Origin of the sequence: Nocardioides phosphati (assembly GCF_014646375.1) — a bacterium.
GTDB classification, from domain to species: Bacteria; Actinomycetota; Actinomycetes; order Propionibacteriales; family Nocardioidaceae; genus Nocardioides; species Nocardioides phosphati.
On record NZ_BMNI01000004.1, the window covers coordinates 104,015 to 127,070 of the forward strand.

21 protein-coding genes are annotated in these 23,056 nt (G+C 67.7%); 7 read left to right on the plus strand and 14 right to left on the minus strand.

Annotated features, from left to right (window positions below):
* From IEX47_RS09820 to IEX47_RS09840, 5 genes are read right to left on the minus strand one after another with little or no spacing between them, the layout of a single operon-like run.
* A complete protein-coding gene (locus IEX47_RS09820) occupies positions 1–648 on the minus strand; it encodes a hypothetical protein (protein ID WP_188783837.1) in 648 nt (215 codons plus the stop codon).
* The gene (locus tag IEX47_RS09825; RefSeq protein ID WP_229662774.1) at positions 648–3,704 is read right to left on the minus strand and encodes a type I restriction endonuclease subunit R; all 3,057 of its coding nucleotides are present in this window, start codon (positions 3,702–3,704) and stop codon (positions 648–650) included. Before IEX47_RS09825 ends, IEX47_RS09820 begins: the two co-directional genes overlap by 1 nt.
* Entirely contained in the window at positions 3,701–4,903 is a 1,203-nt protein-coding gene (locus IEX47_RS09830) for a restriction endonuclease subunit S (RefSeq protein WP_188783838.1), read from the minus strand. Before IEX47_RS09830 ends, IEX47_RS09825 begins: the two co-directional genes overlap by 4 nt.
* Positions 4,900–5,817: a restriction endonuclease gene (locus IEX47_RS09835; RefSeq protein WP_188783839.1), complete on the minus strand. Its 918-nt coding sequence runs from the start codon at positions 5,815–5,817 to the stop codon at positions 4,900–4,902. Before IEX47_RS09835 ends, IEX47_RS09830 begins: the two co-directional genes overlap by 4 nt.
* Positions 5,817–7,388, minus strand: coding sequence for a type I restriction-modification system subunit M (locus IEX47_RS09840; protein WP_188783840.1), 1,572 nt, complete (start codon positions 7,386–7,388; stop codon positions 5,817–5,819). Before IEX47_RS09840 ends, IEX47_RS09835 begins: the two co-directional genes overlap by 1 nt.
* Positions 7,389–7,738: 350 nt before the next feature.
* Between IEX47_RS09840 and mobF the strand changes: the two genes are divergently transcribed.
* A complete protein-coding gene (gene mobF, locus IEX47_RS09845; protein WP_188783841.1) occupies positions 7,739–10,291 on the plus strand; it encodes a MobF family relaxase in 2,553 nt (850 codons plus the stop codon).
* Between the two features lie 58 nt (positions 10,292–10,349).
* On the opposite strand, the gene IEX47_RS09850 is transcribed toward mobF, so the two are convergent.
* The gene (locus IEX47_RS09850; RefSeq protein WP_188783842.1) at positions 10,350–11,291 is read right to left on the minus strand and encodes a helix-turn-helix domain-containing protein; all 942 of its coding nucleotides are present in this window, start codon (positions 11,289–11,291) and stop codon (positions 10,350–10,352) included.
* A gap of 106 nt (positions 11,292–11,397) precedes the next feature.
* Between IEX47_RS09850 and IEX47_RS09855 the strand changes: the two genes are divergently transcribed.
* From IEX47_RS09855 to IEX47_RS09870, 4 genes are all read left to right on the plus strand, one after another.
* Positions 11,398–11,646 carry a helix-turn-helix domain-containing protein gene (locus IEX47_RS09855; protein WP_188783843.1) on the plus strand — a complete coding sequence of 83 codons (249 nt, stop codon included), beginning with the start codon at positions 11,398–11,400 and terminating at the stop codon, positions 11,644–11,646.
* Positions 11,647–11,649: 3 nt separating this feature from the next.
* A complete protein-coding gene (locus IEX47_RS09860) occupies positions 11,650–11,958 on the plus strand; it encodes a hypothetical protein (RefSeq protein WP_188783844.1) in 309 nt (102 codons plus the stop codon).
* 183 nt (positions 11,959–12,141) lie between these two features.
* Positions 12,142–12,660 (plus strand): excisionase family DNA-binding protein, encoded by a 519-nt coding sequence (locus tag IEX47_RS09865; protein WP_188783845.1) that lies wholly within the window; start codon positions 12,142–12,144, stop codon positions 12,658–12,660.
* A 2-nt stretch (positions 12,661–12,662) separates the two neighbouring features.
* On the plus strand, positions 12,663–12,992 hold the full coding sequence (locus IEX47_RS09870) for a PIN domain-containing protein (protein ID WP_188783846.1): 330 nt from the start codon (positions 12,663–12,665) through the stop codon (positions 12,990–12,992).
* An 86-nt stretch (positions 12,993–13,078) separates the two neighbouring features.
* Here the strand turns inward: IEX47_RS09870 and IEX47_RS09875 are convergent, their stop codons facing one another.
* The gene (locus IEX47_RS09875; RefSeq protein ID WP_188783847.1) at positions 13,079–13,840 is read right to left on the minus strand and encodes a helix-turn-helix transcriptional regulator; all 762 of its coding nucleotides are present in this window, start codon (positions 13,838–13,840) and stop codon (positions 13,079–13,081) included.
* 203 nt (positions 13,841–14,043) lie between these two features.
* Between IEX47_RS09875 and IEX47_RS09880 the strand changes: the two genes are divergently transcribed.
* Complete coding sequence (locus IEX47_RS09880; RefSeq protein ID WP_188783848.1) at positions 14,044–15,288, plus strand: DUF6880 family protein; 1,245 nt, start codon at positions 14,044–14,046, stop codon at positions 15,286–15,288.
* Positions 15,289–15,410: 122 nt separating this feature from the next.
* Positions 15,411–16,661: an ATP-binding protein gene (locus IEX47_RS09885; RefSeq protein ID WP_188783849.1), complete on the plus strand. Its 1,251-nt coding sequence runs from the start codon at positions 15,411–15,413 to the stop codon at positions 16,659–16,661.
* 232 nt (positions 16,662–16,893) lie between these two features.
* Here the strand turns inward: IEX47_RS09885 and IEX47_RS09890 are convergent, their stop codons facing one another.
* From IEX47_RS09890 to IEX47_RS09920, 7 genes are all read right to left on the minus strand, one after another.
* The gene (locus tag IEX47_RS09890; RefSeq protein ID WP_188783850.1) at positions 16,894–17,091 is read right to left on the minus strand and encodes a DUF255 domain-containing protein; all 198 of its coding nucleotides are present in this window, start codon (positions 17,089–17,091) and stop codon (positions 16,894–16,896) included.
* Between the two features lie 429 nt (positions 17,092–17,520).
* Positions 17,521–18,285: an FAD:protein FMN transferase gene (locus IEX47_RS09895; protein WP_229662775.1), complete on the minus strand. Its 765-nt coding sequence runs from the start codon at positions 18,283–18,285 to the stop codon at positions 17,521–17,523.
* Positions 18,282–18,791: an FMN-binding protein gene (locus IEX47_RS09900; protein ID WP_229662776.1), complete on the minus strand. Its 510-nt coding sequence runs from the start codon at positions 18,789–18,791 to the stop codon at positions 18,282–18,284. The genes IEX47_RS09895 and IEX47_RS09900 overlap by 4 nt, the downstream gene beginning before the upstream one ends.
* Complete coding sequence (locus IEX47_RS09905; RefSeq protein ID WP_188783851.1) at positions 18,788–20,125, minus strand: ferredoxin reductase family protein; 1,338 nt, start codon at positions 20,123–20,125, stop codon at positions 18,788–18,790. The genes IEX47_RS09900 and IEX47_RS09905 overlap by 4 nt, the downstream gene beginning before the upstream one ends.
* Positions 20,122–20,706, minus strand: coding sequence for a hypothetical protein (locus IEX47_RS09910; RefSeq protein WP_188783852.1), 585 nt, complete (start codon positions 20,704–20,706; stop codon positions 20,122–20,124). Before IEX47_RS09910 ends, IEX47_RS09905 begins: the two co-directional genes overlap by 4 nt.
* Positions 20,707–20,795: 89 nt before the next feature.
* Positions 20,796–22,241 (minus strand): sensor histidine kinase, encoded by a 1,446-nt coding sequence (locus IEX47_RS09915; RefSeq protein ID WP_188783853.1) that lies wholly within the window; start codon positions 22,239–22,241, stop codon positions 20,796–20,798.
* The gene (locus IEX47_RS09920; protein WP_188783854.1) at positions 22,241–22,969 is read right to left on the minus strand and encodes a response regulator transcription factor; all 729 of its coding nucleotides are present in this window, start codon (positions 22,967–22,969) and stop codon (positions 22,241–22,243) included. The genes IEX47_RS09915 and IEX47_RS09920 overlap by 1 nt, the downstream gene beginning before the upstream one ends.
* Positions 22,970–23,056 lie beyond the last annotated feature (87 nt).

Sequence of the window (23,056 nt, forward strand, 5' to 3'; positions counted from 1 at the left end):
TCATCCGAGGCGCGCGGGGCCCACCGCTCTTCCGACGGGGACTACAAGGGAGCGAAATGTTCCTGCGGCGCTGGCGTCGACGCGGGAGTAGTCCGTCCAGTGCAGCAGGTAGCCATCTCGCAGCCTGATTGGGTTCGGCCGCTGGGCTTGGGTTCCACCGAGATTCCGCCAATTCAGTTCGCCTGCCACTGCGCGGCCCTGGTGGAGCCGGAAGGCATCCGCATTGGTCGCACGGCCGTGGGACGCGGGATTCCAGTAGGTCGCAAGATTGGTGATCATGACGGCCAGCCCGTCCCATCCCGGAGCCGCATCAACGAAGGTCTCGACGCGCTCAACGTCCTTGAGGAAGTCGTAACCGCCGATGTCGTTGGCGCCCTGGTCCTTGAGCGCGAAGTGCTCACCCTCCACGTCCCCGACCCACAGCCGCGTCTTGTACTTCAGCTCGATTGCCGTGCGACGCCCGTCTGGCCAGTTCAACTGAACGTCGAGGTTCACCAGAGGACGAGGGTGAGTCTCCAACCTGACCTCGACGTCGTGGATGGCACGAACCTGCCAGGCGAAGGCAAACTGGAAGTCCGCTTCCGAGTGGAACACTGGTCGCTTGGCAGCTAGGGCAGCAAGAACAGAGCTGATGTCCAGCGACGACATCAAGTCAGTCCAAAGTAGCGGTCGAAGAAGGCAGCGAGCTTGTCGAGCACGCTCTGCTTCTTCAGCGCATGGTTGCCGCCGGCGGCGAACCTGGAGACGGGCGGCAGGATCTTCGTGATGGCGGTGCCCGCAGTGGGGATCGCACCGTCCCGGAAGGCTTCCGCGACGAAGGCACGGGTCTCGTCGGGCTTTAGCCCCTCGGCCACGATGAGCGCTTCGAGCTCCTCGGTCTTCTTGGCCTCGACGAACCGGCGCCAGTCCTCGCTGGTGTCGTCGCTGACGTTGACCGAGTCCACGAACGCGAGGATGAGGTCGCGCTTGTTGCGCAGCGTGATGCTGGAGTCGATGGCGCGCTGGATGTTCATCAGCGCCGTCATCTCGACGTCGGAGCCGTTGCCGCGGGCCTGACGCCACTGCTCGACGAGAAGCAGGATGTAGTCGACGTTGACCTCGACCTGTTTGATGAGCTCGATCTCGAAGACGACGTCGTCGTTGATCGACTCCTTCTCGGCCGCGTCCTGGCTGCGGAACTCGGCGTACAGGTTGAGGTAGATGCTGCGGTAGTCCTGGAACTCCCGCTCGGACAGCAGCTCGTGGCCGGCGAAGTCGTCGAACGAGACGAGGATGTTCCTCAGCCGCAGGATCGCCCCGAAGAGCGCGATGAACTGCTTCTGCGCAGCCTCGCCGACGATCGGCAAGTCCAGCGGGAACAGCGCGATGAGATCCGCGACGAGCTTGGAGTACTCGCCGTAGTAATCGGCGTAGGGCTTGAGCAGGACGACGCCGCGGGCGTCCTTGTTGCCGAACAGTGAGAGCGCGTCGTTGGTGGCCTGCTCCAGGTCGCGGAAGCTGACGATGTTGCCGTAGGTCTTGACCGAGTTCAGGATCCGGTTGGTGCGCGAGTAGGCCTGGATCAGGCCGTGGGAGCGCAGGTTCTTGTCGACCCACAGCGTGTTGAGGGTGGTGGCGTCGAAGCCGGTGAGGAACATGTTGACGACGATGAGGAGGTCGAGTTCCCGGTTCTTCAGCCGCTGCGACAGATCCTTGTAGTAGTTCTGGAAGCGGTCGGCCGAGGTGTCGAAGCTGGTGCCGAACATGCCGTTGTAGTCCTGGACCGCATCTTCGAGGAAGTCGCGCGAGCTTTGGTCGAGGTCGTGAGTCTCGAACTCCTCCTCGCCAAGGAGGCCGCCATCAAGGTCCTCGTTTGCGGCGTAGCTGAAGATCAGTCCGACCTTGAGCGGCTGGTACGCCGGGTTGGCGATCTCCCGCTCGCGCTGCTGTTCCTCGAACTCCTTGTAGTAGCGCTTGGCCGCGTCGATCGAGGCGGTGGCGAACATGGAGTTGAAGCCGGCGACCCGCTTCTCCCCCAGCCTGTAGGTCGAGTTGCGGCGGGTCTTCTGGTCGAAATGATCGAGGATGTACGACGTCACGGCCCCGACGCGCTCCGGGCTGAGGAGCGCCGCCTCGGTGTTGATGGCCGCGACCTGCTTGTCCGTCAGCGTGTCCGGGATCTTGAGGGTGTTGACGTAGTCGATGCGGAACGGAAGGACGTTCTTGTCGCTGATCGCGTCGACGATCGTGTAGGTGTGCAGCTTGTCGCCGAAAGCCTGCTCGGTGGTGCGCAGTTGCGGGTTGCCGCTCGAGCCGGCGTTCTCGGCGAAGATCGGTGTTCCGGTGAACCCGAACAGGTTGTACTTCTTGAACGCCTTGGTGATCGCCACGTGCATGTCGCCGAACTGGCTGCGGTGGCACTCGTCGAAGATCACGACCAGGTGCCCGCTGTAGATCTCGTGCTTGGCGTTGGCCTTGATGAAGCGGTCGAGCTTCTGGATCGTGGTGACGATGATCCGCGAAGCCGGGTCCTCGAGCCGCCGCTTGAGGTGGGAGGTGTTGGTGGTGCCGTCGACGGCGCCCTTCTCGAACCGGTCGTACTCGCGCTGGGTCTGGTAGTCGAGGTCCTTGCGGTCCACGACGAACAGCACCTTGTCGACGGACGTCAGCTTGCTCGCCAATTGCGCGGCCTTGAACGACGTTAGCGTCTTGCCGGATCCGGTCGTGTGCCAGACGTAGCCGCCGGCAGCGACAGTGCCGAGCTGCCTGTAGTTGGTGGAGGTCTCGATCCGCTGGAGGATCCGCTCGGCCGCGACGATCTGGTATGGCCGCATCACCAGCAGGTTCCGGTCGACGTCGAACACGCAGTACTTCGTCAGGATGTTGAGCAGCGTGTGCTTGGCGAAGAACGTCTTGGTGAACCCGGTCAGGTCAGCGATCGCTCGGTTGTTGGCGTCCGCCCACCAACTCGTGAACTCGAACGTATTGGACGACTGCTTCTTCCCGCGCCTGCCACCGACCGTCTCGTTGACGTGCCGGTCGCGGGTGGTGTTGGAGTAATACTTCGTCAGCGTGCCGTTGCTGATCACGAACAGTTGGACGTACTGGAACAGCCCAGAGTCGGCCCAGAAGCTCTCGCGCTGGTAGCGGTTGATCTGGTTGAACGCCTCCCGGATGTCGACCCCGCGACGCTTGAGCTCGATGTGCACCATCGGCAGCCCGTTGACCAGCACGGTCACGTCGTAGCGGTTGCTCCGGGCGCCGTCGACCTCGTATTGGTTGATCACCTGGAGCCGGTTGTTGTGGACGTTGGCCTTATCGATCAAGTAGATGTTCTTGGCCGTGCCGTCGTCGCGCTTGAGCACCTGGATGTGATCGGCCTGGATGCGCATGGTCTTCTCGACGATCCCGTCGTTCTTGCCGGCGATCGACTCGGCGAACAGCCGCTGCCATTCGGCATCGGAGAACTCGATCTTGTTCAACGCCGCCAGTTGGGTGCGGAGGTTCGCCTCCAGCGCTGAGGCGCTGGTGACCGGGAGGTACTCGTACGCCTGCCCCTGCAGGAGCCTGACGAGCTCGGCCTCCAGCTCGGCCTCGCTCTGGTAGCCAGACCCATCTGCAGCGTCGGGCGAGAACTCGGCGACGACCGTGCTCTCGTCGCTCACCGAGATCGGCTCGAAGTGCGTGGCGCTGCCGGCGGCGCCCAGCTCGGGGAACTCGGTCACGCGGCTTCCTCGAACGTCAGCAACCTGTCGCGGTAGTACTCGTATTGCTTGCGGCGCGCCTCGATCTCGGCGGGGAGACCAATCGACAGGTCGCTGACGAGCGCATCAAACCGGTCCAGGATCGCGACGATCCTGGCCTGCTCTTTGAGCGATGGAAACGGAAAGCGCGCGTGCTCGAAGGTCGCCAGATTGATGTTCTCTTGCGCGCTGCCTTGTCCCCTCGACGCCAAGGTCGACTTGAACGATTGGAGTAGATACTCCACGTACTCAGGGGTGGTCGTCAAAGGGTCAGGAACCAACCCTACAACGCTATCCGGGAAGCAGGCGTCAAAGTCCAAGACTGCTGTTTCAGCGATATTCGCAGCAATCGTGATGCACACGGTTCCCCGCGGCCAGAGTTTACTCTGGGCCAAGCCCAGCTCGCTGTACGTCTGCGAATGCGCGGTCACCCGGTGACTGCTGTTCCTGATGTCCCCGGTCTGTATGAACGGGTAGGGCCCCCCATAAAGTTTGGCATCGTTTCGCGGTCGATGCTTCGACTTGCCTCGCCCAAATTCGGCTGCGACTTCATAGAGAGTTCGCCACTGACAGGCGGAGTTGCCAGAATTCAAGAGTGAATCGCGGTAATACGCATACTGGCTGGAGCGTTGTTCAAGTTCGGCTTCAAGTTCGGCTTCAAGCTCGACTTTCAGCGTCTCCATTTGATCGAGGATGGCAGCAATTTCACGCTGGACCGCCAGTGGCGGCACCGGAATTTTGGTGGCCTTCAGATCGCGCGACGACAAATGCTTAACAGTTGATTGCTCGGTTCTGTCTTGGATCGTTTGAACAACAACCTTGGCGAGGTGGTGGAGGTAGGACGGCTCTATATCGAGCGAAAGCTCCTGGAGCCGGCAGACCCGCTGGTTCAACAAGGCTGGACCCCGCTGCCACCGAACCGCCCGAAAGTCGCCATCCATACCTATAAGCAAGTCGCCGGTCGAAACGAGATAGCGCTCGTCGTATTCACCCGAATAGAACGTCCCGGAATCGCCCGAGTTCACATCGCGGATGCGGATCAGCGGGAGCCCTACGCCTTTATCGTTGAAAAGGCTCGACCTAAAGGCGAACCCACTAAAGACATCACAAACGTCGCCAAGGGCTCGGAACTCGACGCCGCCAGGACAATGCTCAGCGATGAGGTCGTCGATACGGCTCATTCGAAGAAGTCCTCGTCGATCTCGACGACACGGTAGGTGTCCTTGACCTGGATTCCGACGCCGTAGCGAATCATCAGGCGGACCAGGCGAGACCCGTCAATGAGGATCAGCCGAGCCGGGATCTCGCGTGCGTACGCCTCTGCACCGACCGAGAACCTGGCTGTCGTGATGAAGACGCCGGAGTCGGCCTTTCCGCTGAGAGCTCCGACGAACGCCTGTAGGTCTGGCCGCCCGACGGAGCTGTCGAGCGCGTACCGCTTGGCTTGGATGTAGACGCGGCTCAGTCCGAGGGCATCTTGGTCGATGACCCCGTCGATGCCACCGTCGCCCGACTGCTTCGTAACGTTGGCCGCGCCGCCGGCTCCGCCGTATCCCATGGCGACCAGCAGCTTGACGACGGCGTGCTCGAAGAACGTCGGCGAGTTGCCCAGGAGACGTGCGAGAAGCTCCGACGCGACCGCATCGTCGATCCGCGCGATCCCCTGCTCGACCTGCTCGGTCGGGTCCAGGTCGACCTGGTCGGGGCCGACCGAGGAAGCGGTCGATTCGGTCTTGGTGCTTGCGATGTACTCGGTGATGCCGGAGTTCGGGTCAGCAGCCATCATCTTGAAGTCACGCTCCCGAAGATCACCTACATGCGTCGTAAGCACGTTCCTGCCGGCGTCGGTGATCGTGTAGTGGCCACGCGACGGACGCGTCAAGGCCCCCACGTTCGTCAGAAACGACAAGGCCCAGCCGATGCGGTTGGCGTACTTGGGCTGACCCGAGCCCAGCACCTCGCTGGTCTGCACCTCAGTGAGCGCAGCGCGAGCGACGACCGCAGCGTTGATGTCGCTTCGTCCGCGCACGACACCGTCGCTCAGCACATCAAGCACCGGCGCCATGAAGCCTTCCCAGTTCGGCATCGAGTCCATCAGTTGGCCCCTTCCAGGTCGGCCACGATCGCGTCGATCTGGGCGCGGAGCTTAGACTGATTCTCGACGATCCGGGCGATCTCGGCGTTGAGCTCGGTTATGTCGACGGCGACGCGGGTGTCCTCAGCTTCGACGTAGGAGCTGACGGCGATGTTGTAGCCGTTGTCGGCGATCACCGCGTGGTCGACCAGGGTCGCGAAGTGCGGCACGTCCTCGCGGTGGGCGAACGCGTCGAGGATAGTCTGCTGGTGCTCGGTCGTGAGCTTGTTCTTGTTGCCCTGTCGGCTGAACAACGCGGAGCCGTCGATGAACAGGATCCTGTTGTCGGACTTGGACTTCTTGAGCACGATCACGCAGGTCGCGATCGTCGTACCGAAGAAGAGGTCCGGCGGGAGCTGGATGACTGCGTCGACGAAGTTGTTGTCGACGAGGTACTTGCGGATCTTCTGCTCGGCGCCGCCGCGATAGAGGACGCCGGGGAACTCAACGATCGCCGCCGTGCCGTTGACCGCGAGCCAGCTGAGGATGTGCATCGTGAAGGCCAGGTCGGCCTTCGACTTCGGCGCCAGGACACCAGCGGGGGCGTAGCGCGGGTCGTTGATGAGCAGCGGGTTGGCATCGCCGTCCCACTTGATCGAGTACGGCGGGTTGGACACGATCGCCTCGAACGGCTCATCGTCCCAGTGCGCCGGGTCGATCAGGGTGTCGCCGTGGGCGACGTCGAACTTCTCGTACGGGATGTCGTGCAGGAACATGTTGATCCGGCACAGGTTGTAGGTGGTCAGGTTGACCTCCTGGCCGAAGTAGCCCTGGCGGACCTTGCCGTGGCCGAGGACCTTCTCGTACTTCAGCAGCATCGAGCCCGAGCCGCAGGCCGGGTCGTAGACCTTGTTGACCTCGGTCTTGCCGACGACGGTGATGCGGGCGAGGAGCTCGGCGACTTCCTGGGGCGTGTAGTACTCCCCGCCGGACTTGCCGGCCGCCGAGGCGTACATCTGCATGAGGTATTCGTAGGCGTCGCCGAACAGGTCGTTGTTGTTCTCGCGGAAGGTGCCGCCGAGCGGGAGGTCGCCGATCGCGTCGAGCAGCTTGACGAGCTTCTCGTTGCGCTTGGCGACCGTGGGGCCGAGCTTGCTGCTGTTGACGTCGAGATCGTCGAAGAGGCCCTTGATGTCGTCCTCGGAGTTCGCACCGACGGCTGAGCCTTCGATGTTCTTGAAGACGCGGCTCAGGGTCTCGTTGAGGTTCTCGTCGTGGCGTGCCTTCTCGCGCACATTGGCGAACAGGTCGCCAGGCAGGATGTAGAAGCCCTTCTCCTTGACCGTCTCCTCGCGGCCGAACTCGGCGTCGGCGTTGGGCAGGCGGCGGTAATCGAAACCCTCGTTGCCGGCCAGCCGCTCGGCCTCGTCGAGGTACGCGGTCAGGTTCTCGGAGATGAAGCGGTAGAAGAGCGTGCCGAGGACATAGGTCTTGAAGTCCCACCCGTCGACGCTGCCGCGCAGGTCGTTGGCGATCCGCCAGATGGTCTTGTGGAGTTCTGTCCGCTCAGCTTCTTTGCTCGTCACGCTCACGGTGCGCAGTCTTCCAGTCGCCGCCGACGAATCCTCCGGAACCGCTTGATCGTGTCCAGATCGACCGTGGCCCGGGCGCCGTCAAACGCGCCCGTCCCTCATGTCCCGCATCTCTCTCCCCACCGTCTCCCGTCCTTCCACTTTGCCTGCCCCTGCCCCTGCCCCTGACGTCCATCACCAACCACCAATGGCTCCACAATCTCGCTCTCATCTGACCCCTTCTCACACCCCCTTCCAGCGGCACGCATGCTACGAGAGTTCGTAGCGGGACGGGCGCCGATGTACCGCCTGACCTGTGGTTTCACGGTCATCGACGGTTGTTGAGGGAGGTCGTTCGCGTGCACGGCGGGATGAAGATCTACCGCGGCGCCGCCGCCGCTGCGCGCCACTACGTCGAGGCCGATCGCTCCCGAGCCGACGACTACTACCTCGCCGAAGGCAGTGGCGTCGCGATGCACTTCGCGGCAACTCCGAACAGCGTCGAGCCGCGAGCCGATATGGACGGCGAGACGTACGAACGATGGGTCGCCGGATACGACGTCGGTTTCGACAAGCTCGACCAGCGAATGCCGCCGAAGGGGCGACTGCGGAAGGACGACAAGGGCGTGCGATTCGTCGAGGTCACCGTCAACGGGCCGAAGACCTGGTCGCTCGCGGCCGCCCTGCACCCCGAGATCGCCGAGGCATACGACGCTGCCCAGATGGCGGCGGCCGAGGAGATCATCGGCTGGCTCGCATCGCATGCCACCACCCGGGTCGGGCCACGCGGCAACCAGGTGCAGATCCCGGTGGAGCAGATCGAGGCGGCCGTCGTACGCCATTTCACCTCCCGGGCCGGCGACCCACACAGGCACCTGCACCTCCAGATCAACGCCCGCGTGTTGGTTTCGACAGGCTCAACCACCGGATCGGTGTGGCGTGGGCTGCACACGGTCGGGGTTCGCGACAGCCTGGAGGCGATCAACGGGATCGGGCACGCCGCGGTGATGACCAACCCGGGGTTCCGGGAGGCGCTGGCGAGACGAGGGTTCATGCTGGACGCTGACACCGGCGAGGTCGTCGAACTGGCGCCGTACACGGGAGCGTTCAGCGCACGGGCGAAGCAGATCGAGGCCAACGTCGACACCTACGAGGCTGAGTGGCGCTCCGAACATCCCGGCGAGGAACCCGGGCCGGCGCTGCGGCAGGCATGGGATCGGCGAGCGTGGGCCGACGCGCGGCCGGACAAGGTGGTGCCTACAAACGGTGAGGAACTGCGGCACCGCTGGATGGAGGAGTTGCACGAGCTCGGCTACGTCTCGCCGGCGCCAGGCGCTCCGCTACCCGTGCTGCGGACGGGCGCCGTCGACCGCGACGGCGTCGTCGAGCTGGCTCTCGTCCGGCTCGGCTCACGTCGCTCGGCGTGGAACGCGGCCGACGCCCGGGGTGAGGTCGAGCGGATCATCGCGTCCGGCGGAGGCGTGGTCGACCGGGCCGTGCGCCGTGAGTTGGCAGAGGATCTGACCGCTCGCGTCGTCGCCGCATCACGCCCGCTACTCCCCCGATCGGACGTGCCCGAGCACGTGCGTTCGTTCACGTCGGTCGACGTGCTGGCGGTCGAGCACGAGATCGTCGACCGCCTTGCGACTCGCGCCCAAGCCAAGACGATCACCGTGATCGAGGGCGCGGCCGGGGCTGGCAAAACCGCCCGTCTCGCGGAAACCCGCGAGCGAGCGATCGCGGCCGGGCGTCGGATGGTCGTGGTGACACCGACTCTCAAGGCGGCCCAGGTCGCAGAGGGAGCGATCGGCGCGGCGTCGTACTCCGCAGCCTGGCTGCTCCACCAGCACGGCTTCCGCTGGGACGAGGACGGTCGGTGGAGTCGAGGCGACTCCGTGCCCGATGTCAGCGCCCGACTGCGTCGAGGCGACCTGCTCGTCGTCGACGAGGCGGGCATGGTCGATCAGGACACTGCCCGCGCGCTACTCCGTCTGGCCGACGAGACCAAGGCCCTGGTGATTCTGGTCGGCGACCGCCATCAGCTCCCCGCCGTCGGCCGTGGCGGGGTGCTGGATCTGGCGATCAGGTACGCACCCGATCGCGTGCAACAGCTCGACGGCGTACGCCGCTTCAAGGACCTCCGCTATGCCGAGCTGTCGGTGCGGATGCGGACGGGCACCGCGCCCGGCGAGGTGTTCGATGAACTCCTCGCCCGCGGCGAGATCGTCATCCACGCCAGCGACGTCGAGCGGACCCGACGCCTTGCCGCTGAAGCCAGCGTCGGCAAGCTCGTCGTCGCCGACACCCGCGAACAGGTTGGACGGGTCAACGCCTTCGCGCACCGGATCCGCAAGGCGACCGGTGAGGCCGACGAGCAGGTGCTGACCGCGGCAGGTGAACGGCTCGGCGTCGGCGACACCATCGCGACCCGGCGCAACGACCGCGATGCCGGCGTCGCGAACCGCGAGTTGTGGACCGTCGTCTCGTGCGATCGCGGCGCGCTCACCGTCAGGGGCGAGGCGGGGACTCGTGTGTTGCCGCCCGACTACGTGCGCCGCGATGTCGAGCTCGCCTACGCCACGACCGCCTACGGCGCGCAAGGCGCCACTGTCACCGAGAGCCATGTGTTGGTCGGCGAACACACGGGCGCTGCGTCGGCGTACGTCGTGATGACACGCGGCCGCGAGCGAAACGTCGCGCACCTCGTCGCCGAATCCGTCGAGGACGCGCGCAAGCAGTGGTGCGACGTGTTCGGCCGGGACCGTGCCGATCTCGGACCGGCGCACGCACGGGAGGCTGCGGTCGAGGCGATCGAGCGCTACGGACCGAAGGCTCGCAGGCATCGGCCGGTTCCGAGCCTTCCGCCCGAATTCGACCACCGCCGCCCCGCGCCGTCGTCATCGGGCCCGGGCATCGGATTCTGAAGCGCCATCAGCGCAGAGCAGCTGCTGGAGTACCCGTAGCCGGAGGAAGTGTTCGAGCTCAGTCCGATCGCCAGAGCGTGATCAGTTGGAGGCCGACGTCGAGCCTGTCGTCGTAGGGCTCGACCGTTACGCCGACGACGCACCCGGGTCCGCTCGGTGCAAGCACAACGTTGTGGCCGTTGCCCAAGTCCGCCCACCTCCGCGCGAACTCGACTCCAGCGTTCCAGGTGGCTGGGGCGGCGGGGTGCCGCGACGTCGCCAGCTGAGTGGCGAGCCGTTCGGCAATCTCGGCGACGGTCGCTGCCGGTTTCATCCCGTCGCCGCCCGCCGTCGCCTCTGGAGGCCGCGGGTCGAAGCGCGTCCGGATGAACCGCACCCGCGGCTCCTTCGGAGCCGGCGCCCTCCTTGGCACTGCTTCGTGTCCGCGGACCCACGCTTCAGCCGTGAACGAGTCGTCCCCTCGGCCCAGGATCCGCACGGTGTCCGGGTGGGTCGGTCCTCGCGCGATCACAATCGGCCACTTCCACGCCTCGCGGACCGCGTCCGGGAGTTCGAGCTCCTCCCAGACGTCGACCAGGAGGGGGCCGTCGATCCAGCGGATCATCTCCTCGGGCGAGCCACCTTGGAGCAACTGCTCGTAGACACCCTTGCGCTGCGCACGGTCGTGCATGTCCCACTGCTGGACCGGCCCGTCGCCGATGAGGTCGGGGAACGCCAGGATCGCGAAGCAGTCGGGCGTCTCGACGTGCCAGAGGGTGCTCGGCACCCAGAAGTGCCCGACTCCGGGCGCCTCGTGCTCGACCCAGTCGATGAGCCGGCGCAGGTTGAGGTCGTACCCCGCGGCCTCGAGGATCCGCGCGGCGACCTTGAGCGTTGGCGACTTCAGACCACGTTCGTACGCCGACATCGTCGCTTGCGACGTACCGGATCTGGCGGCCAGCTCAGCCTGCGTCAGTCCGCTGGCTCGTCGTGCGACTTCGATCAGGTACGCCCGATCCATCTCTCGACGATATCCGATCGAACGTATTTGGCGCTCTGTGCGGCACGGCCCTCACACCTACCTGTCGCCCACGATCCTCGCGGGCCAACGCCTGACAGGAGGAACCATGAACAGCAACACCCACGACATCCCGTTCCACGCGCGCCACGATGACGAGCTCCTCACGCTCGACGACGTCGCCGAGATCCTGCGGACCCCGGTGAACACCGTCCGCTGGTGGCGACAGGAGGGCACCGGCCCGGAGTTCTTCAAGATCGGGCGGCGCCTCTACACGACCGTCGGCGACCTGCGGACCTTCATCCGCACCCAGCGCCTCGCCTCCCAGCCGGTCCTCGGCAAGCCGAAGGCGGTGTGAGCCGTGCACTGGCCGCCCGACGCCGGAGACGACACCGACCCGCGGCACGTCTTCCTCGACGCGCACGACGTAATGGCGCGCTACGGCTGGGGCAAGACGAAGGGCTACCAGAATCTCAAGGACCGCTCGTTGGTCCCGGCACCGGTCATGACGCATCCGGATCGGTGGCGGCTCGACCAGCTCCTGGCTTGGGAGGAGAAGCGGATGGTGCTGGCCGAGGCAGCGTTGAAGGCTCTGGTCGCGCCCGACCAGGAGCCGACGACCGTCACCGACCTGCTCCCCCAGCCCAAGCGCCAACGCCGGTCGGCGTGACCGCCGATGCCGCGAAGTTGTCAAGTTGTATTTGGTTCGGGCACAACTCAACAACTTGGTGCGAGCGCTTGAAGCGCCTGCTGTCCGGTCGCCGCCCCGACAGGATGCCGACCCGCTCCGGTGATGGCCCGCCGTCGGATTTTGAAGCCAACGCTTTTCGAATATTTCGAGTAGGGTGGAGTAATGGCCACCGTAGAGAAGGCCGCTCATCTGCGGCAGTCGAAGACATACCTGCCTGACCATGAGCGCGAAGAGCTGCTCCAGTTCGCCCAGGTGCTGAACGGCATCAACATCGCCGCCGACAAGCCGGGCCAGGCGATGCTGGTCGGCCCCGACGGTAAGCAGGTGCCGATTCCGGCCGAGCTGTTCCAGGTGCTGGAAGAGGCGGCCAACGTGTTGGCGCTTGGCGACGGGATCTCGATCTTGCCGTACGCGGCGAAGCTCACCACCCAGGAGGCTGCTGACTTCCTCGGGATGTCACGCCCGACCTTCGTCAAGATCCTGGAGTCGGGTGCCATCGAGTTTGAGAAGGTGGGCCGTCATCGTCGCGTGAGACTGCGTGACGTGGTGGCCTACCAGACACGCGCCCAAGGCGAGCGCCGCGCGGCGTTGGCCGAACTCGCGAAGGACTCGATCGAGCACTACGACAAGCTGCCGAAAGGCGTGCCTCCACTGAAGCGGCTCTCAGAAACTGAGGGCTGAGTGTGGCAACTTTCCCAGCGCTCTTCGATACCAACGTCCTCTTCGGCTTCCACCTCAACGATGTCATCCTCGGTCTGGCCGAGCGCGGCCTGTTCCGGCCTTTGTGGTCGGAGAGGATCCTCGACGAGTTGTCGAAGAACCTGACGGAGCACGGCATCCCAGACGCGAGCGTCAAGAGACGCGTCGATGCCATGAGGCATGCGTTCCCGGATGCAACGGTCAGTGGCTTCGACGATCTGATCGGAACGATGACGAACGACCCGAAGGATCGTCATGTTCTCGCGGCAGGCATCCGCGCGAACTGCGAGGTGCTCGTGACGTTCAACCCCTGATTTCGCCAGCGCCGTTCGCCGGTACCTCTGACGCGAGATCGCGCCACGACTCCACTCGATCTCGGTGCGAGGTGCCTTGAACTCCATCACGCCACGCGCCTCCCCATGAGGATGTCGGCCTGCTCGACCATGCGGTCGATCCCACCGTAGGCGTCGATGACGACCTGGTCGCGAGCAACGACCGTCGTGCCGTCGATGTTGACCCGCCCGATCTCGCTGACACCGTCGAAGGGGATGAGAGTGATCCGCATCCCGAACGTGCCAGGCTCCTTGCGCACGAGGCTCGCTGCGCCGGCACCGCCGACGATGTCCTCGACGTACAGGACCGGCCAAGCCTCACCAGCGCTGGAGCGGTAGAGGTTGGCCCCGGCGTCGCCGGTGAGGGCGTAGTCGATTCCAGCCGCGCGAAGCGACTCAGCGACCTCATCCGCGGACGGTCCCGCTGCGAAGTCCACAGCACCGGGTCGCCGGGTCAGGCGAGCAGCGCGACCAGCACGGAACAGCAGGTCGGCTTCCTTGCCGGGTGCGACGCGCCCGTCAGCATCGAGGAGTCCGATGCGCGCCCAGCGCTGGCGCCACACTTCGACGCCCGGCGTCGACGAGACGTCGAGATTCGGGTTGAGCGCGAGACGTGCGGTCGCGATCGCATCAACGTCCGCTACGCCGGTGAAGCCGATCGGCTCCCCGAGCACCGTCAGGATCTCCTGGGCCAGATCGAACGACGGGCTCACGGCGCCGGACTCAATCCGCGTGACCGTCGTTGGAGCAACGTCGACCAGTGCCGCGAGCTGACGAGCACTCAGCCCGTTCGCGCGGCGCAGTGCCGAGATGCGCTCGGCCAGATCCATGCCCCGACTGTACGTGCCTGTTGCATATACGCAACATGTTAAGAATCGGCCGGAAAGTTGACGCGTCATCGCAACGAGTTAGGTCACGCAACACGCCGAGACCCGAGACGTCCCTGCGAAGTTGAGTAGATCTATTCGATCGAGATCTGGCTACTCAAGAACGCACGGGACTCGACATGGCGGCGTGCTGCAAGACTCCCCACATGCCGCCGACCCCGCTGACCGGCCTCGCCGAGCACGTGCTGCCCTTGATCCGAAGCCGGAGCGACCTGCACCGCTGGAGCGCGGCCAATGCCCACGGCCGCGACATGCACGAGGCGATCGACATCCTGGAGCAGGACGGGGCCGCCGGACCCACCGAGCGGTACGCCGTCACCCACAAGGCTCTCGCCAGTGCGATCAGGGTCATCGCACGGGCCGACGACTCCAGCGGCATCATCGGCGACGCGTGCCGACGGCTCCTCGACCTCCACCCCCGCGCCGCGGCCGAGGCGCGGATCAAGCCGGCCAAACTGATCGACTGGATGATCAAGTTCCAGTTCGACGACAACGAGGTCGACTACTTTGAACTCGACGTCGCGGCGTACGCCGAAGCACTCGGAGACGCCGGCGTCGCCGCCTACCGCGAGCGACTCTCGGAGATCGAGGCCAGCCTCGGGCCGCGGCCGAGCCATCAGGACCGTTGGCAGTCGAACAACTCGCACGCCTGGTTCACCCTCGATTGGAACGCCAAGCGTCTCGCCGTGCTCGATCGCGACATCGAGGCGATCATCCGCACGCACGTCGGCGATCGGAAGGTGGCCGCGTGGTTCACCGACACCGCCGAGGCGTTCGAGGAGATCGGCGAATACGACCTCGCGATCGACTGGGCGAGGCAGGCCACCGAGTTCGGCCTCGGCCACCAGTCTGTCACCGCTGCCCGCCACTGGGCCAAGCTGATCGACACCCATCGCCCCACGGAGTCGCTCGAGACCCGCGTCTTCCTCTTCCGACGCTGGCCGAACTCCTCGAACGCATCCGAGCTCTACCGAGCGGCAGGCGACGCATGGCCGACGTACCGCGACGAGGTGATGGAGAAGCTGTCCCACCAGCCGTACGACGCCGTCACCTTCACCCTCCGCACGCTCAACGACCCGCAGGCTGCCTGGGACCTCGCCCACGACCTCAGCCTCGACAGCGATTACGGCTGGGCCGACCTTGCCAACGCCTACGGGAAGATCGATCCACTCGCGGTCCTGCCGATCCACGAGCGTCTTGTCCGCAATGAACTCACCGAGGCAGGAGCCGAGCACTACCGGCGTGCCGCCAAGCGGTTGGCCGGCATGCGCAAGCTCGCGCCCACGCCCGACTCGGCTGCCTGGGTCGACGCCCTGATCGCCGACCTCCGCGAGGAGAACAAGCGCCGGCCGCGGCTTCAGCAGGAGTTCACCCGCGCCGGGCTCCCCTGACCTGGGCCGAGTTCGAGCACGCCAAGCGCAGCCGCAAAAGTTCGACTTCGAGCGATCCGAATCTTCAGATTCATTGACCGTAATAGTTCGACTTCATCCTACGCAAACGTTAGAGTGAGCGGATGGCGAACTACCTACCCCGGATCGCAGACCGGGAGCTCGAGGCCCGACTCAGCGTGATGGGAGCCGTCCTCATCGAGGGACCGAAGGCGTGCGGGAAGACCGCCACGGCATCGCAGATCGCCAACACCATCATCCGTCTCGACGAGGACGCAGCGGCGCGCGCCCAACTCGATTTCGACCCTCAAGCGCTCTTCGCGGGGGAACCACCGATCCTGTTCGACGAGTGGCAGGTCGCACCGGACATCTGGAACCGCGTGCGGCGCCAGGTGGACGACCGCGCCGAGAAGGGGCAGTTCATCCTCACCGGATCCGCCCGACCCCGCGACGCCGCGAACCGGCACTCCGGGGCGGGACGGTTCTCCGTCATGCAGATGCGGCCGATGAGCCTGTTCGAATCTGGCCACTCGACCGGGGAGATGTCGCTGGCCAGCCTGTTGGATGGCGAACGCCAGACGGGCCTGGGGACGCACCTATCCTTCGACGACCTGCTCCGCCGCATCATCACCGGCGGTTGGCCAGAGCTGCTCGACGCCGAGGAGGATTTCGCACGCGACTGGCTGGCCGACTACCTGCGCCAGGTCGTGGAGGTGGACGTCCCCGAGATGGGCCACCGCCGCAACCCCGGCAATCTGCACCGCCTACTCGAAGCCTTGGGTCGCGGCGTCGGACAGCCAGTCAAGCTGAGCGATCTGGCCAAGGACGTCGGGGGCGACGGCGGACCCATCGCGTACGAGACGCTCACTGGCTACCTCGATGCACTCGCCCGCCTGTGGCTCACCGACGACTCCGCGGCCTGGCGACCTCACATGCGCTCGCGAGCCCGACTCCGCACCGCGCCCGTGCGCTACTTCGTCGACCCCTCGATCGGACCCGCCGCGCTGAACATCGGCAGTGCCGAACTCAAGGCCGATCCCCTGGCCTTGGGCTTCCACTTCGAGGCGCTGGTCATCCGTGACCTCCGCATCTATGCGCAGCTGCACCGAGGGCGCGTCGACTCCTGGCGCGACGAGAACGGCAACGAAGTCGACGCCGTGCTGACCGCTCGGGACAACAAGTGGGCAGCCTTCGAGGTCAAGCTCAACCCACGCGACGTCGACGCCGGAGCCGCGTCCCTGCTCAAGTTCGCCGGGAACGTCGACACCGACCGGCACAAGGAACCTGCCTGTCTCGGCGTGATCACGTCGACAGGCGCCGGCGGCCGCCGGTCCGACGGCGTACATGTCATCCCGATCGGATGCCTGGGGCCGTGACGACCGGTCACCGACGACCGCGGCAACCCGTTAGGAATCGGCCGGAAAGTTAACATGTCTTCGCGACGTGTCAGGTCCTTCAACACAGTCGAGATCGGCTGCCACTGGGTTGCCAGTGATGGGCCCAAAAGTGATGCACGAGAGTGATGCACGAAGCCCCGGAATCGGTGTCCAACGGCGGTCTTCGTTGAAACGACACGAACCGCCATACCCCCGCTGACCTGCGGTTTCGTCAATTTTCGCGAACAGCCGCCGGTCGGTTCACGTCGTGGCACCAGTGGCAGGCGGCGTAGCCGACACTCAACAGCACGGGTACGCCGCGGCGCCGGGCCTCCTCGAACGCGTCGGGCCCCCACTCCCACCAGTCGACGGGGTTCTCCGCGTGCTGCAGCAGGTAGGGAGAGGTCGCTGACGCAAGGCGATTGGGCATGGCACCCAGCCTGTCACGTGGCAGGGAGTCGCACCGTCACCACCAGGCCGCCTCCCCCGCGCGGCTCGAGCCGGAGCGAGCCCGTGGTCGGCCCGTTCCCCCGCCGAGGAGCCCGACCCGTGGGCGGGTTCGCACCAGAGGGTGGACACGACTGCGTCATGAACCCGCGGGTCGGCCGTTCCACCGGCGTACGGAAAGCAGGACTCGGCCTGCCCACCAACCCTCGGGGGAACCCATGACCAACATCGTGATCGGCACCGTCGTCATCGTCGCCGCAGCCACCTTCGCCGCGACCACCGACTCCACCACGGCGGAAGCCCCGCACCACCGCGTCGTCGTCAACCACTGACCCGGCACCCTCGACAGTCCCCGACGCTCGGCGCCTTCCGACCTCGTGTCGGCAGCCAGCGCGTCGGGGACTGTCGCGTTTCAGCCGACGACCTCCACGCGACCGTCGTCGTGGACGACGACGCCGCACCGGCCCCGGGCCCGTAGCCACGTGGCAGCCTCCCGGCCCAGCGCGAAGGCGCTCGTCGCGTCGATGTCGACGGCGGTGAGGCTGTCACCCACCACCGTCACCTGCCGTACGCCGAGCGGCGGGAGCCCGGTCCGCCCGTCGACCACGTGGGCCCCACGGTGGGCGGTGCCCGAGGTGGCCACCGCGCCACGCCAGACGGGGAGGCGGGCGATCACGCGCTGCGGGTCGGCCGGATCCTCGACCCCGATCGTCCAGGGGCGTCCGACCGGGTCCGCGGTCCAGGCGAGGACGTCACCACCCGCAGAGAGGCAGTGGTCGGTCTCCGGCAGCTCCGCGAGGTGGCGGGCAGCGCGCTCGGCGGCCCAGCCCTTGACCACGCCGCTCGGGTCGAAGACGGTGCCGCCGTGCCCGTCGGGCCGCGCGACCGCGAAGGCGCCGTGCGAGGCGTGGGCGGCGGCGTTGCCGAGCTCCAGCACCTCGCGCACCTCCGGCGGGCACTCCCCCAGCTCGACCTCGCCGCGGGCGAGCCGCGAGACCCAGGAGTCGGCGCGCCAGGTGCTGAAGACCCGGTCGGCCTCACGCAGGTCCGCCACGACGGCGGCCCACGCCTCCCGGGCGGCGGCGTCGCTGGTGTGGCGTCCCCGCAGGGCGAGGCTGAACGGCAGCCCCATGACCTGCTCGACGTACCGGGCCGGCGCCAGCGCCACGGTGCTCACAGGCCCGCCCGGTCGAGCGCGGACTGCAGCGACTGCCGATAGCCGTCGCTCGTGTAGGTCGCGCCGCTCACCATGTCGATGCCGGCGCCCTGCTTGTCGAGCGTCTCCTGCACCAGGACCGGCAGGGCGTAGCCGTTGATCTGGGCGTCGCGCGAGTCGCTGTTCGGGTACTGCAGCACCGACACCTTGGTGATCGTCGACCCGGACGTGGTGATCTGCACCTGGACCGGGCCGTAGCGCGTGTAGGTCGGGGTGCCGGTCGTCGTCTTCGTGGCGCTCTTCGCGGAGGAGCCCGACGAGCCGCCGCTCCCCGCGCCCTTCGTGGCCGTGGTCGTGTCCGTGGTCGTGTCCGTCGGGGTGGAGGAGGAGCCGGCGAGCGTGCCGGAGTAGGCCGCCGCGGTCTCCGTGGGAGTCGAGCCGCCCAGGGAGGTGTGGTAGCCGAAGAGCAGCGCGAGCGTGGCCACGGTGCCGCTGAGCCAGAGGATGATCCGTCGCACGCCGCTCACCACCCGAACGCCTCGGTGTGGATCCGCCGCGCGGGGACGCCGGCGGCGCGGGCCGCCCGGCGTACGGCCTCGGCCCAGCCGTGGGGCCCGCAGACGTAGACGTCGCGCTCGGCGATGTCCGGCACCCACGCCCGCAGCGCGGAGGCGTCGTCGACGGCGGGCTCGATCCGGCCGAGCCAGGAGTCCGGCGTACGCCGCGGCCCGGGGAGGTCCACGACGGCGAGCCCACGCTCGCGCCGGAGCACCTCGAGCTCGCTGCCGAAGAGCGGCTCGCGGGCGTAGCGGTGCAGGAGCACGGCGTCGCCGGGGGCGTAGTCGAGACCCTCCGCCAGCGCACGGAGCGGCGTGATGCCGACACCGGACCCGATCAGGGCCACGCGCCGGGCCGTGCGGGCCCGCGGCGAGAGGCGGCCGTAGGGGCCCTCGACCAGGGCGCGCATGCCGGGGCGCAGGGCGCGCAGCTCGGCCGATCCGTCGCCGAGCGCCTTCACCGTGATCCGCAGGCTGCGGCCGTCGGGGGCCGCGGAGAGGGAGTACGGGTTGCCGCGCGTCCAGCCAGAGCGACCGAGGAAGCGCCAGACCAGGAACTGCCCCGGCTCCACACGCAGCCGCTCGAGGCGGCGTCCGGAGAGGTAGACCGAGACCACGCCGTCGCCCTCCTCGACGACCGACGTGACCCGCAGGCCGTGGCGCGCCGTGACGGCGAGAGGCAGGGCAACCCGCCAGACCAGGACGGCCGCGAGGCTCGCGCCCCACACGGTCCACCAGAGCGCGGTCACCACCGGGTGGCCCACGAAGTCCTGCCCGGTCCACAGCTGGTGCGGCAGCGCGAGCCCGACCCCGAGGTAGGCGTAGAGGTGGAGCAGGTGCCACGACTCGTAGCGAAGCGCCCGGCGGGCTGCCCGCACGCTGGTCACGACGACCATGACGAGGCACACCGTCCCGGCCAGCGCGAGCAGCATGCCCGGGTAGTCCACGACCAGGTGCCACGTGGAGGTGACCAGCCGGCCCGGGCCGCCGGCGTACGCCCAGGCGATGAGGACGAGGTGCACCAGCAGCAGGTTGAACGAGGTGAACCCGACCAGCCGGTGCTGGCGCGCGAGAGCGTCCTGCCCCCAGGCCCGCTCGAGCACCGGCACGCGAGCCATCAGCAGCACCTGCACCAGCAGGAGCGCGGCGGAGAGCAGGCCCGCGATGCGCCCGAGGGCCATCGCCCCGAGGAGTCCGTCGGCGTGGTTGCCGACGACCCACCAGCCGGTCACGGCGAGCAGGCCGATCGCGACGACGGCCGCCGACGTACGCCGCACGGCCGTGTCCAGCTGGCTCGGGGTCATGACGCGTCGCTGTCGTTCTGCGTGGTGCCGCTGCCGTCCTGCTGCGTCCCGCCCTGCGGGAGCTGGCCCTGCATCTGGCCCTGCGGCAGCTGCCCCGGGAGCTGGCCCGCGCCACCTTGCGGAAGCTGGCCGGGCACGCCGCCGCCGGGGAACCCGCCCCGGCTGCCGTCGCGGTCGAAGCCGTCCTGCCCGAACCGCACGTCGACCCGCTGGTGGTCGTCGCCGGCCTGGCCGATCGCGAAGCCGGTCACCCCGCTGCCCAGCACCAGCACCGCTGCGGCGCCCACGAGCGCGCCCTTGGCACCGCTCGACAGCGCCTTGAGCGCGGCGAACGCCGATGCGCTCGGTGCCTCGTTGACCGGCGTCGGGTACGCCGTGGGGTGCGCGCCCGTCGGGGCAGTGGGCGCGGCGGTGGGCGCGGCCGAGGACTCCGTGGCGGCCGGGCGCCCTGCGGCGGCCGGGGCCGGGCTGGCGATCTGCTCGGTCGGGGCGTTCGGGTCCGGCTCCCAGCGGGAACCGCTCGCCTCCGGCTGCGACTCAGGCTGCTCGGGCCGCTGCGGGTCGGGGGTCTTCTTGCTCATCGGGTTCTCCCTCGTCGGTTGGATGGCTCCAGCCAACGCGCCCCCGCTGGGCGCTCCCTGCGCGTGACCTGTGTGCTTCCTGTGAGCCCTCAGGCGGGCAGCGTGAGGGTGAACGTCGTGTCCCCCGGCGCCGAGGCACAGCTCAGCGTGCCGCCGTGCGCAGCCGCGATCGCGTGCGCGAGCGAGAGGCCGAGACCGGCGCCCCCGGAGTCGCGGGTGCGGGAGGCGTCGCCACGCGTGAACCGCTCGAAGAGCGTCGGCTGCAGCTCGGCGGGAACACCGGGGCCGTCGTCGTGGACCGTGACGACCGCGCCGTCCTCCGAACCCCGCACGGCGACGGTGACCGTCGTGCCCGCGGGCGTGTGGCGCCGGGCGTTGGTGAGCAGGTTGGCCACCACCTGGTGCAGCCGCTGCGCGTCGCCGGTCACCACGACCGCCTCGTCGCCGAGGTCGAGCTGCCAGCGATGGCTGGGCGCGACGACGCGCGCGTCACCGACCGCCTCGAGCACCAGGTGGGTGAGGTCGACCTCCTCGCGGGCGAGCGGCCGCCCCGCGTCGAGCCGGGCCAGGAGCAGGAGGTCCTCGACCAGCGCCGTCATCCGCCTCGACTCGCCCTGCACACGCTCGAGCACGTGGAGGACCCGCTCGGGGTCGGCGTCGGCGCGCAGGCCGAGCTCGGTGTAGCCCTGGATCGTGGCGAGCGGCGTGCGCAGCTCGTGGGAGGCGTCGGCCACGAACTGCCGGACCTGCTGCTCGCTGCGGTGGCGCGCGTCGAGCGAGCTCTCCATGTGGCCGAGCAGGACGTTGAGGGCCGACCCCACCTGGCCGACCTCCGTGCGCTCGTCGGTGAGCGACTCCGGCACGCGTGCGGTCACGCCCACCTCACCGGTGGCGAGCGGCAGTGCCGCGACCTCGTGGGCGGTGCGGGCGACCTGGCGCAGCGGCTCGAGCTGGCGGCGTACGACGACGACAGCGAGGCCCCCTGCGACGCCGACAGCCAGCAGCGTGAAGAGGGCCTCCCACGCGATGATCGTGGCCAGCGTGTCGTCGACCTCGCCGGCCGCGATGCCGGTGACCAGGGTGATGCCGTCGACCTGCGAGGCGAGGAAGCGGTAGTCGCCGAGGCCCTCGACCTCGAGCGCGGTGGGCCGATCGGTCTGGGGCAGCGCGCGGAGCTGGGCGAGCTCGGCCACCGTGAGCTGCTTCCGGCCCCCGCCGGCGGTGAGCACGATGCCGCTGGAGGCACCCTGGGTGAAGTACGCCGTCAGGGTGCCCGCGCCCTGTGCCCGTGCGTCGCGGATGTCGGGTCCGCCGCCGTCCGGGAAGCCGCCGATCGGCAGCCCGTGCTGCAGCGCACGGACGTCGCGGTCGTGCGACTGCATGACCTCCTTGTCGATCTGGCCGGTGAGCCGCTTGTCGAGCGCGGCCGTGGTCAGCGCGGAGACCAGGAGCCCGACGAGCGCCACGAGGAGGACCACGGTCGCGACGAGGCGGGCGGTCAGCGAGGCCGGCACCAGGCGGCGTACGCGCTCCATCAGTCGGCCGGCTTCAGCACGTACCCGGCGCCGCGCATGGTGTGGATCATCGGCGCACGGCCGGCGTCGACCTTCTTGCGCAGGTAGGAGATGTAGAGCTCGACGACGTTGGCCTGGCCGCCGAAGTCGTAGTTCCACACGCGGTCGAGGATCTGCGCCTTGGACAGCACGCGGCGCGGGTTGCGCATCAGGAAGCGGAGCAGCTCGAACTCCGTCGCGGTCAGCGCGATCTCGTCACCACCACGGAAGACCTCGCGGCTCTCCTCGTCGAGGGTCAGGTCGCCGACGGTGAGCACCGGGCTCTCGCGCCGCCGGGTCGCGCCGGCGCGACGGAGCTGCCCGCGCAGCCGGGCGACGACCTCCTCGAGCGAGAACGGCTTGGTCACGTAGTCGTCGCCGCCGGCGGTCAGCCCGGCCACGCGGTCCTCCACGGAGTCGCGCGCGGTCAGGAACAGCACGGGTACGTCGGGCTGTTGCTGCCGCACCCGCCGGAGCACCTCGAGCCCGTCGAAGTCGGGCAGCATCCAGTCGAGCACGATCGCGTCGGGGCGCACGTCCTTCGCCACGGCGACCGCGTCGCGGCCAGTGTGGGCCGTCGAGATCTCCCAGCCCTCGTAGCGCAGCGCCATGCTGAGCAGCTCGGCGATGTTGACCTCGTCGTCGACCACGAGCACCCGCAACGGGGAGCCGTCGGCACGGGTCAGCGGAGCGGCAGCGGGCGGCGTCATGGACCCAGCATGCCGCCCGACACCGACAGCCGGCCATGAGGAACCTGTGTGTCACCTGTGAGCGGACCCTTGGCCGCCGCGTAGCGT